The 10305-nt window shown below is 69.2% G+C and carries 12 protein-coding genes; 5 read left to right on the top strand and 7 right to left on the bottom strand.

What is annotated here, in order from left to right:
- Positions 1 to 137: 137 nt before the first annotated feature.
- Positions 138 to 956, bottom strand: a complete 819-nt coding sequence (locus tag OO014_RS17785; protein WP_272463663.1) for a crotonase/enoyl-CoA hydratase family protein — start codon at positions 954 to 956, stop codon at positions 138 to 140.
- Positions 957 to 1102: 146 nt separating this feature from the next.
- Between OO014_RS17785 and OO014_RS17780 the strand changes: the two genes are divergently transcribed.
- Positions 1103 to 2653 (top strand): Re/Si-specific NAD(P)(+) transhydrogenase subunit alpha, encoded by a 1551-nt coding sequence (locus OO014_RS17780; protein ID WP_272463662.1) that lies wholly within the window; start codon positions 1103 to 1105, stop codon positions 2651 to 2653.
- Positions 2654 to 2656: 3 nt separating this feature from the next.
- On the top strand, positions 2657 to 4027 hold the full coding sequence (gene pntB / locus OO014_RS17775) for a Re/Si-specific NAD(P)(+) transhydrogenase subunit beta (RefSeq protein WP_272463661.1): 1371 nt from the start codon (positions 2657 to 2659) through the stop codon (positions 4025 to 4027).
- 58 nt (positions 4028 to 4085) lie between these two features.
- On the opposite strand, the gene OO014_RS17770 is transcribed toward pntB, so the two are convergent.
- Together OO014_RS17770 and OO014_RS17765 are read right to left on the bottom strand one after the other, a co-directional pair.
- The gene (locus OO014_RS17770; protein ID WP_272463660.1) at positions 4086 to 4967 is read right to left on the bottom strand and encodes a PH domain-containing protein; all 882 of its coding nucleotides are present in this window, start codon (positions 4965 to 4967) and stop codon (positions 4086 to 4088) included.
- A 17-nt stretch (positions 4968 to 4984) separates the two neighbouring features.
- A complete protein-coding gene (locus OO014_RS17765) occupies positions 4985 to 5158 on the bottom strand; it encodes a hypothetical protein (RefSeq protein ID WP_272463659.1) in 174 nt (57 codons plus the stop codon).
- A 162-nt stretch (positions 5159 to 5320) separates the two neighbouring features.
- Between OO014_RS17765 and OO014_RS17760 the strand changes: the two genes are divergently transcribed.
- Positions 5321 to 6301, top strand: coding sequence for a small ribosomal subunit Rsm22 family protein (locus OO014_RS17760; RefSeq protein ID WP_272463658.1), 981 nt, complete (start codon positions 5321 to 5323; stop codon positions 6299 to 6301).
- Here OO014_RS17760 and OO014_RS17755 read toward each other — a convergent pair whose 3' ends face one another.
- The 3 genes from OO014_RS17755 to upp form a co-directional block, all read right to left on the bottom strand.
- Positions 6302 to 7039, bottom strand: a complete 738-nt coding sequence (locus OO014_RS17755) for a hypothetical protein (protein WP_272463657.1) — start codon at positions 7037 to 7039, stop codon at positions 6302 to 6304.
- Positions 7040 to 7206: 167 nt separating this feature from the next.
- Positions 7207 to 7803: a DUF6318 family protein gene (locus tag OO014_RS17750; protein WP_272463656.1), complete on the bottom strand. Its 597-nt coding sequence runs from the start codon at positions 7801 to 7803 to the stop codon at positions 7207 to 7209.
- A 96-nt stretch (positions 7804 to 7899) separates the two neighbouring features.
- Positions 7900 to 8541, bottom strand: coding sequence for a uracil phosphoribosyltransferase (upp, locus tag OO014_RS17745; protein WP_272463655.1), 642 nt, complete (start codon positions 8539 to 8541; stop codon positions 7900 to 7902).
- 17 nt (positions 8542 to 8558) lie between these two features.
- Here upp and OO014_RS17740 point away from each other — a divergent pair, with 17 nt between their 5' ends.
- The gene (locus tag OO014_RS17740) at positions 8559 to 9089 is read left to right on the top strand and encodes a nucleoside deaminase (RefSeq protein ID WP_272463654.1); all 531 of its coding nucleotides are present in this window, start codon (positions 8559 to 8561) and stop codon (positions 9087 to 9089) included.
- A complete protein-coding gene (locus OO014_RS17735) occupies positions 9086 to 9964 on the top strand; it encodes a ketopantoate reductase family protein (protein ID WP_272463653.1) in 879 nt (292 codons plus the stop codon). The genes OO014_RS17740 and OO014_RS17735 overlap by 4 nt, the downstream gene beginning before the upstream one ends.
- A 35-nt stretch (positions 9965 to 9999) precedes the next feature.
- Here OO014_RS17735 and OO014_RS17730 read toward each other — a convergent pair.
- On the bottom strand, positions 10000 to 10305 hold a 306-nt coding region (locus tag OO014_RS17730), incomplete at its 5' end, for a hypothetical protein (RefSeq protein ID WP_272463652.1).

Here is a 10305-nt window from a genome sequence, read left to right as displayed (position 1 = left end):
GCCTGGGCCGTCATGTGCGTCGCGATCATCTGGTGGCGTTACGCGCGCCCCGGCGCTCCCAAGCCGGGCTGAGCGGGGATCACCACCATGCTGTATGCCGCTGGGCTCGTCCCGCACGAGCCCAGCGGTCCCGCTCGTCAGCGTTTGCGTCGAGGGCCGAAGTCGGCCGCCTCCTTGGTGAAGGCCGCCCGCTGTGCCGCCCGCGTGTTCGGGGTGCGCAGCAGGAGCCGGAGCTGCTCGGCCCGTTCCCGCGCGAACGTCCGGCGCGGGCCGGCCGACCAGGTGCCCTCGAAGAGCCGCTTGGCTGCCGCGACCGCGTCGGGGGACCGCGTCATGACCTGGCCGATCAGCTCCTCCGCGGCGGCCAGCGGGTCCTGCGCCACGCCGGTGGCCAGCCCGATGGCGGCGGCCTCCTCTCCCGTGATGACCGACCCGGTCATCGTGAGGCGCTTGGCCACGTCGATTCCGACGACCTCGGTGAGGCTCTGGATCCCGGACATGTCGGGGATGAGGCCCCACTTGGCCTCGAGGACGGACCACTGCGCGTCCGGCGTGGTGAAGCGGAAGTCGGCGCCGAGGGCGATCTGCACCCCGCCGCCGAAGCAGTGGCCGTGCACCGCGGCAACGACCGGCACGGGGAGCCGGCGCCAGGCCCAGCAGGCCTCCTGGAAGGTGTTCGTGCCCAGCCAGGGGCGGGGCACGAAAGCGGTGGCGATCGCCCGCGGCTTCTTCAGCACCGTGGCGAAATCCAGTCCGGCACAGAACGATTCGCCGGAACCGGAGAGGATGACGGCACGCACGGCACGGTCGCTGCGCAACTGGTGCGCGGTGTCGGCCAGGGACTCGAGCATCTCGAGCGTGAGGCCGTTGAGCTTGTCGGGACGGTTCAGCTGCACCCGGGCGATACCCGCCTCGACGGTGCAGGAAAGATGGGCTGCGGACGCGTCGCTCGACATGTTACGCAGCGTAAGGCAACCCCTGCGTCGGCCCGTCCGGGCCGTCGCTCCGGGGGTTGTGATTTGAGTGGCACTCCCTGCTTGCCCGTGGACCCGGTGCCATAGGTTGCTTCAGGCAGTATCGCTCTTGGATAGAAGGAGCAGTTGTGCAAATCGGCGTTCCCCGTGAGACGCGACCACGCGAGACCCGCGTCGCCGCCACACCCAAGACGGTCGCCCAGCTGATATCGCTCGGCTACGACGTCGTCGTCGAGCGCGGTGCCGGCGTCGGTGCGAGTTTCGACGACGCGGCCTACGTCGCGGCCGGTGCCCGTGTGGTCGACGCCGCGGAGGCGTGGGCGTCGGACATCGTCCACAAGGTCAACGCGCCGTCCGACGCAGAGATCGCGTTGCTGCGGCCCGGTGCGTCCCTCGTCAGCCTGATGGCGCCGGCGCTGAGCCCCGACCTCGTCGAGAAGCTGCGCGCCGCCAACGTCACCGCGATGGCGATGGACGCCGTGCCCCGCATCAGCCGGGCCCAGTCGCTCGACGTGCTCTCCTCAATGGCCAACATCGCCGGCTACCGCGCGGTGGTCGAGGCCGCCCATGAGTTCGGATCGTTCTTCACCGGGCAGGTGACTGCCGCAGGCAAGGTACCCCCGGCCAAGGTGCTCGTCGTTGGCGCCGGGGTCGCTGGACTTGCCGCAATCGGCACGGCTGGCAGCCTCGGCGCCATTGTTCGTGCCACCGATGCGCGGCCCGAGGTGGCGGAGCAGGTCGAGTCGATGGGCGGCGAGTTCCTTCGCGTCCAGATCGGCGAGCAGCAGGTCAGCAGCGACGGCTACGCCCGCGAGATGGGCGAGGACTACAACCGCAAGGCCGCCGAGCTCTACGCCGAGCAGGCCAAGGACGTCGACATCATCATCACGACGGCCCTCATCCCGGGCAAGCCGGCCCCCCGGCTCATCACGGGCGACATGGTCGCGACGATGAAGGCCGGCTCGGTGATCGTCGACATGGCGGCCGCCAACGGTGGCAACGTCGAGGGCTCGGTTGCGGACGAGCTCGTGGTCACCTCCAACGGCGTCAAGATCATCGGTTACACCGACCTCGCGGGCCGGCTCCCCACGCAGGCGAGCCAGCTCTACGGGACGAACCTCGTCAACCTGATGAAGCTCGTCACCCCGGCCAAGGACGGTCAGCTCGTCGTCGACCTCGACGACACAGTCGTGCGCGGGATGACCGTCGCCCGAGACGGCGACCTGCTCTGGCCGCCGCCGCCGATCCAGGTCTCGGCTGCCCCGGCCCCCGTGGCCGCCGCCGCGCCGGTCGCGAAGGCACCACCACCGCCACCGGACCCCAACCGGAAGTTCGTGCTGATGGGCATCGGCGCCGCCGTGTTCGCGCTCATCGCCGCGTTCTCACCGGCGAGCTTCCTCTCGCACTTCACGGTGTTCGCGCTCGCGGTCGTCGTCGGCTTCTACGTCATCGGCAATGTGCACCACGCGCTGCACACGCCGCTGATGTCGGTCACCAATGCGATCAGCGGCATCATCGTCGTCGGTGCGTTGATCCAGCTCGGCGTCTCCGAGACCGGCGACTCGAGCGGCGCGGTGATCCTGGCGCTCGCGTTCGTCGCGAGTCTGGTCGCCAGCATCAACATCTTCGGTGGCTTCCTCGTGACGCGCCGCATGCTCACGATGTTCCGGAAGGGCTGAGCCGTGGAAACCTCCATCATCACCGCTGCCTACATCATCGCGGCGCTGCTGTTCATCTTCAGCCTGGGCGGCTTGTCGAAGCACGAGACGGCCAAGGACGGCAACGTCCTCGGCATCGTCGGTATGGGGATCGCCCTCGTCGCGACCCTCTGGCTCGCCGGGCGCTCGGCCGAGTGGCTCAACTGGGGCCTCATCGCCGTCGCCGTCGCGATCGGCGCCCTCATCGGCGTCAACAAGGCCCGCAGGGTCGAGATGACCGGCATGCCGGAGCTCATCGCGATGCTCCACAGCTTCGTCGGTCTGGCGGCAGTTCTGGTCGGCTACAACTCGTTCCTCACCGGGTCCGAGGATGCCGTCCACAGCGTCGAGGTCTTCCTCGGCGTGTTCATCGGCGCCGTGACCTTCACCGGCTCGATCGTCGCCTACCTCAAGCTGTCGGCGAAGATCTCGGGTGCGCCCCTGATGCTGCCGATGCGGCACTGGCTCAACCTCGCTGCAGGCGTGGTGTCGGTCGGCCTCATGGTCTGGTTCGTGGCAGCGCACTCGATCGTCCCGCTCCTGATCATGACGGCGATCGCGCTCGCGTTCGGCTGGCACCTCGTCGCCTCCATCGGTGGCGGCGACATGCCGGTCGTCGTCTCGATGCTCAACAGCTACTCCGGATGGGCCGCGGCCGCCGCCGGCTTCATGCTCGGCAACGACCTGCTCATCGTCACGGGTGCCCTCGTCGGCTCCTCCGGTGCCTACCTCTCCTACATCATGAGCAAGGCGATGAACCGGAAGTTCCTCAGCGTCATTGCCGGTGGGTTCGGCTCTGACGGCGGGGCTCCCAAGGGTGACGTGGACTACGGCGAGCATCGGGAGACGAACGCGGCCGAGGTGGCCGACCTGCTCACGAACGCGAAGTCCGTGGTCATCACCCCCGGCTACGGCATGGCCGTCGCCCAGGCGCAGTACCCGGTCGCTGAGCTCACCTCGCACCTGCGGCAGAAGGGCGTCAACGTCCGGTTCGGCATCCACCCGGTCGCGGGTCGGCTGCCCGGCCACATGAATGTCCTGCTCGCCGAGGCGAAGGTGCCCTACGACATCGTCCTTGAGATGGACGAGATCAACGGGGACCTCCCGGAGACCGACGTCGTCCTCGTGATCGGCGCCAACGACACCGTCAACCCCTCCGCCGAGGAGGACCCGAACAGCCCCATCGCGGGGATGCCGGTCCTCGAGGTCTGGAAGGCCAGGGACGTCGTGGTCTTCAAGCGGTCGATGGCGGCTGGCTACGCGGGCGTGCAGAACCCGCTCTTCTTCCGCGACAACAGCGCGATGCTCTTCGGCGACGCCAAGGAGCGCGTGGAGGACATCATCAAGGCGCTCTGACCCAGCGGCGCATCGTGCGGCGAGGCCCGGCTCCCGGTGGGGAGCCGGGCCTCGGTGCTCAGTCGGTCCGGGGTTCGTGCCGGGGGCGGCGGTCCTGCGGCCGGATCGGGACGGGTCCGGTGTCAGCCGAGCGGCGGCGCCGTCGGATGTCCTCGCTCTCGTAGAGGGACTCGCCCCCGCGGACGCGGCGGATGGGAATGGCTCGCGAGTAACGGTCGAGCCGGTCCTGGATCGGGTTGTGGATCGGTGGGACATCCGGGTGGGCCGGTGTGCCGTATCTGGGCGACCCGCCGTCGTCGCCATGGTCCGTAGGTCTCGGGCCACCCGGCCCGCCGGATCCACCTGACCCGTCGTCCGGCATGGTGCCCTCGCCCGGCCCTGCATCGGGCTCGTCCTTCACCTCGACCACGGTGGCCGTGCCGCGCGGTGGCCCGATGTTGAAGATCACCGCGCAGATGGCGCGATACGTCTCGTCGGGGCGCGGGACCCACTCGACGGTGCGCAGTGCCTGGTCCTGCCCGGCGCTCTCCATGATGAACTTGCCGTAGCCGAGCAGCATCCCGGCGATCGACCTGACATAGCTCATGTCGGTCACCTTGATGAGAGGCATCATGGCGACCTTGTGGGTGATGATCCCGTAGCGCAGCAGCAGGCGCTTGTCAGTGGCGACGAACCAGTCGTTGCGCCACTCGAGGATGCGCCAGAGCAGCCAGGCGAGGGTCGCGAAGAACAGCAGCCAGAACAGGTTGCCGACCGCTTGGGTGGACGGCGTGAGGTTGACGTCGATGACGATCGCAAGGGTGAGCGCGAGAGCGGTGATCGAGACGGGTTTGAGCAACCGCGCCCAGTGCGAGTGCACGGCCGTGACGAGCTGCTCACCGGGCAGGAGGATCGGGGAGAGCCCCGACGGGATCTCGTTGCTGCGCCGCAGGATCGCCATCTGGCCGCCGTCGGCCGCTAGTTGTTGTTGAGCAGAGTGTCGAAGAAGGTGAGGATGGCGTTGAAGCCGTCCACGAGCACGCCCCAGATGTTGCTCACGATGCCGGCCGCCTTGTCGGGCGAGGTGAAGATGGCATAGATGAAGAACGCGCCAACAAGGATGAGGATGATCTTCTTGGCCTTGGGGCCCATGGCGTTCGCTCCTCAGCGTGACGGACGGCCGCGCGTCGCACGGCACACGTGTGCGACCAGTGTGCCGGATGTGACGGATGGGGACGTGGAGGTGGGGGGTGTGTCGGACCCACAGTAGTCTCCTTCTGTGCATCGGTCTCGTCGGGCTGTCAGTGGGCGCACGTGAGCTCGGTTGCCTCCGAGCTGCGCACCGCGTTGGCGGTGGCTGTGGCCGGTTTCCCGGAGCGGGACCTGGCGGCTGCCACGGCAGAGCTCGTGGCCCGATACCGGCAGCCGCGGGCGGCCCAGGCCGCGATTCTCTCGAGCGAGGTTCGCGTTGCGGCGTATGCCGCCTACCGGATGCCGGCGACCCAGGCCGCCGTGCAGCGGGTCCTTGACGAGCTGGCTGGACACGGTTTCGAGCCGAGGACGATGCTCGACCTCGGCGGAGGCACGGGAGCGGCGGCCTGGGCAGCGGCGGGGTCCTTCGCGACGCTGGAGTCGATCCGGGTCGTGGACCAGGTTCCCCAGGCGCTCCAACTAGGTCGTCGGCTCGTGGCCGAGGCGAGCTCGTCTGCGCTGCGTGCGGCCAGCTTCGAGCGGGCCGTCGTCGGCGCGTTGCCGACAGCGGGTGCCGATCTCGTCATCGCCTCCTACGTCCTCAGCGAGCTGTCGGCCGCCCAGACGGCGAGCCTCCTCGAGGACATGACAGCCCGGGGTCGAGTGGCCGTCGTCGTCGAGCCTGGGACACCGGATGGCTACGAGCGGATTCTCGGGGCCCGGAGCCACTTCCTCGCTCGGGGCTGGCACCTGCTCGGCCCGTGCCCGCACGCCTCGACGTGCCCCTTGGTCGGCCGGGACTGGTGCCATTTCGCGGCTCGCGTCAACCGTTCGGCGGAGCATCGACGGATCAAGGGCGGCGACCTGTCCTATGAGGACGAGAAGTTCTCCTGGGTCGCGGCAGCCGCTCCGGACGTCGTCGAGCAGGGTGTGCACACCGGCGACGGCCGGATCCTGCGCCGGCCGGTGAAGCGCAAGGGCCTCGTGGAGTTCCAGGTGTGCCGCCCGGATGGCACGGCCGGCCGGTCCGTGGTGAGCAAGCGCGAGGGCGAGCGCTACCGAGCGGCCCGGGACCGCGAATGGGGCGACACCGTCCCCGGCTGATCAGCGGACGAGGACGGCCTTCATCTCCCTGACGGTGATGGTTGTCGGTGGTCCCGGGACATCCACCGTCGTGGGGATCTCGTCCCACGTGGACCCGCCGTCCAGGCTGAACTCGGCTGCGAAGGTGGTCACCACCCGGGCGGTGAAGGTGCCGGGTTCGGCGTAGGTGTGCACCACGTCGCCATCCGGGTAGCGGCCCCCGGCTGAGGTCGTCGGGCCGAAAGTGCCGCCGTCGCCGAAGTCGTAGGTGAACCCCACCAGTCGTGGCCGCAGCTGCACCGGGACGCCCACCAGCGTGCGGCTCCGGGCCTCTCCCGGCTCGTAGCCGGCCTCGGACCAGGTGACTCGGTAGAAGGTCTTGAGGTTGACGAGTGTGACCTCGCCCTTGGGTTCGATCGTGATGGTCGGCTGGGCCCAGGGGATGCGCAGGAACTCTGCCTTGAGGTCGGCCATGGTGAGTCGCACGCCTGCGCCGGGGGCGATGTCGCTGTGGCAGGTCACCCCGATGGCGGACCAGCGGGTCGGTTCGTCGGGTGGGTCCAGCAGGCGTTGCCAGATCTTCAGGCGCAGGTTGCCCTCGAGCTCGGGTGGACACGCCCTCAGTGCCTGGCCACACATGATGTCGCTGCGTCCGGTGTTGGGGTCGTTGAGCGCACAGTCGGGAAGCGAGACGTACTCGTAGCGCGGCGGATTCGGGTCGCTCTTCTTCGGTTTGGCGCCTTCGGGCGTCGTCGGCAACCCCAACACTTGAGGCCGACTCATCAGTCCGACGTATGCGGCCTGTTCGTCTGCCCCGCACCCGCTCAGCGCGCGAGTGCATCCGTGACCATCTGCGCGGGCGGCCGCTGCAGCCAGGCTGGTGACGCACAAGATGAGGAGTGCAGCAGCCCACTCGTGGGCCCTCATCAGCGCTGCTCCACGTGCACGGCTGACACCGTCCAGTGCTCGTCGAACTCGATGGCCAGGACGAAACTTATGTTGTCGTTGGGTTTCGTGGACTCCAAGCGCGCACCGGTGCGGTCGACGATGTCGACCTCGATCTCATGGCCAGCCACTTCGACGAACTTGACCGGGTCGTCATGGAGGAAGCGACGGATGCTTGTGTGCTCCGTGACGAAGGAACGTTTCGCATAATGCTGGCCCTTCGACTCGAAATAGCTGGCCGTCTTCCGGAAGTTGATGCAGGTCTTGCAGTCGTCCACGAAGAGGCCACTCAAGAGGTCGGGATCGCCCTCCACGAAAGAATCCGTCACCTGCTCGATGAAGAACTTGGCGAACGCTTCGGCGCCTTCTTGGGTGTCTGCTCTCGCGGCCTGGGGGATTCGGGCCACCACAGGGTCGACCGTGGTCGCCGGCGTCGTGCTCGGTGGCTCCGCGGTCCTCGAGCTGGGGGTGGTCACGGGCGTCGGGACGGCCAGTGACACCTCCTCAGCCGCGCACCCACTGAGGATGAGAGCGGCGGCGAGCCCAGCGGCATACGGCATGAAAGACGGTGTGCGCACGGCACGTTCCCCCTGACGACGTGGCGGTCGATTTGCCCTAGATCGTCACACAGCATGCCCTGACGCGCACCCGGAGGTGCGCGGTCATCCACAGGCTCAGTCGACGACTCCGTAGAGCCGGTCGCCGGCGTCCCCGAGGCCGGGGACGATGTAGCCCTTCTCGTTGAGGCGCTCGTCGATGGCACCAGTGACCACCTTGACGGGGATGTCGGTGGACGCGAGCGACGCCTCGAGGTGGGCGACGCCCTCGGGAGCGGCGAGCAGGCAGACGGCTGTGATGTTGTCCGCGCCGCGGTCGAGGAGGTAGTGGATCGCGTCAGCCATGGAGCCGCCGGTGGCGAGCATCGGGTCGAGCACGAAGACCTGCCGGCCGGTGAGGTCGTCAGGGAGGCGGTTGGCGTAGGTCACCGGCTCGAGCGTCTCCTCGTTGCGCTGCATCCCGAGGAACCCGACCTCAGCGCTCGGCAGCAGGCGCACCATGCCCTCGAGCATGCCCAGGCCGGCGCGGAGGATCGGCACGATGAGGGGCTTGGGGTTGGAGAGCTTGATGCCTGTCGTCGGCGCGACCGGCGTCTCGATCCGGAACGGCTCGACACGCACGTCCCGCGTCGCCTCGTAGGCGAGCAGCGTCATGAGCTCCTCGGCCAGGCGCCGGAAAGTGGGGCTGTCCGTCCGCTTGTCGCGCAGGTAGGTGAGCTTGTGGGCGATGAGGGGGTGGTCTGCGACGTGGACGTCCATGGGTGGAAACTTAGCGCGTGAGCAGGCAATCCGAGAGACCTGTGACCGAGACCGCGGCAGTCGCCGAGACGTATGCCGCTTGGCTCGGTGACGCACTCGAGCTCGCCGCCGCGACGGCGGGGTCCGATGACGTGCCGGTCGGTGCCGTGGTGATCGGGGCGGACGGGGTGACGGTCGGTCGAGGCCGCAACGTCCGTGAGGAGATCGGGGACCCCACCGGCCATGCGGAGATGGTCGCCCTGCGTGAGGCTGCAGCGGCTGTGGGCTCGTGGCGGCTGGACGGCGCGACGCTCGTCGTGACCCTCGAGCCGTGCGTGATGTGCGCGGGAGCTGCCATGGCGGCTCGGGTGGAGCGGATCATCTTCGGCGCCTGGGACCCCAAGGCAGGGGCGTGCGGCTCGGTCTGGGACCTGACCCGAGACCCGCTCGCCATCCACCGCGTCGAAGTGGTCGGTGGCGTCCGAGCCGAGGAATCGGCATCGCTGCTCGTCGACTTCTTCGGGCGCAAACGGCTGATCGGGTCCGAGGTCGAGGAGGACCTGCGATGACGAGGGTCGGGGTGCTGGGCCCAGGCGGTGTCGGCGGCGTCGTGGCGGCCAGGCTGGCCCGGGCCGGCCACGAGGTGGTCATCGTGGCGGCGGAGCGCACCGCAGCGACGATCGCTGCTCGCGGCCTGCACTTCACGGGCCCGGAGTGGTCCTGGGAGGGGGCGCTCGAGGCTCGCAGCAGCCTGGTGGAACCTGTCGACGTCCTCGTCATCGCGACGAAGGCCATGGACCTGCCGACCGCGCTGCAGCGGGTCCCGTCCGGACTCCTCGGCGGGACCGTCGTCGTGCCCCTGCTCAACGGTGTGGACCACGTGCCCTACCTGCGGGCGATGCTCCCGGGGGTGGAGGTCGTCGCGTCGAGCATCTCCGTCGAGGCGACCCGGCATCGTCCGGGCGTCGTCGAGCAGGTGAGCGGCTTCTGTGACGTCGGGGTGTCGCTCGCAGGAGGCGGTGGCCAACGCTGGGCCGGGCTGGCCGAGGAGGCGGGCTGCGCGGTGACCACCTTCCCTGACGACGCGACCGTGCTCTGGCGCAAGTTGTCGTTCCTCGCGCCCCTGGCGCTGCTGACCACGTCAGCCGGCGCGCCCATCGGAGAGGCCATCCGGCTGCAGCCAGGTGCGGTCGGGCCCATCGTGGCCGAGGCGACGACGGCCGCCGCAGCCTTCGGCGTGCGGGTCGATCCGGACGCCATCGAGCAGCGGCTCCGGGCGCTGCCAGAGGGCATGCAGTCGTCGATGCTCAAGGACCTCATCGGCGGCCGGGCCGTGGAGCTCGACGCCATCGCAGGACCAGTCATCCGGGCGCTGGGCTCGGACCGAGCTCCGGCCACGGTGGGAGCCGTCCGCGCGATCCTCGGGCGCGAAGCGCCGTCCTGACCTGCCCGCGACCACCCGATCCAGCCGCAGCCCAGCTAACCCCGGCGGTCCAGCGTCGTGACGCCTTCGTTCGACCAGACCTGCCGTCGATCAACCGCGTGCACCAGGAACCGGCCGGCAGGCAGGGGCCGGATCGAGATGAGCCGGCGCGGGAGCACCGCCGAATAGCCTGGTCCGTCCCGTCCGTTGATCTCGGCAGCCAGGACGAAGTCGTCCCCCCGGCAGTCGTGGCGGGGCTGCCCGTCGGCTCCGGCCGAACCGCACCGCTTCCACACCGTGAGGGTCATCCCGGACCCGTCCTCGGCATACACCTTCTCGACGGCGACCGCCCCGGGATCGCG

Origin of the sequence: Intrasporangium calvum (genome assembly GCF_028446585.1) — a bacterium.
Classification (GTDB): Bacteria; Actinomycetota; Actinomycetes; order Actinomycetales; family Dermatophilaceae; genus Intrasporangium; species Intrasporangium calvum_A.
This window is presented reverse-complemented; position numbering and strand designations above follow the sequence as displayed.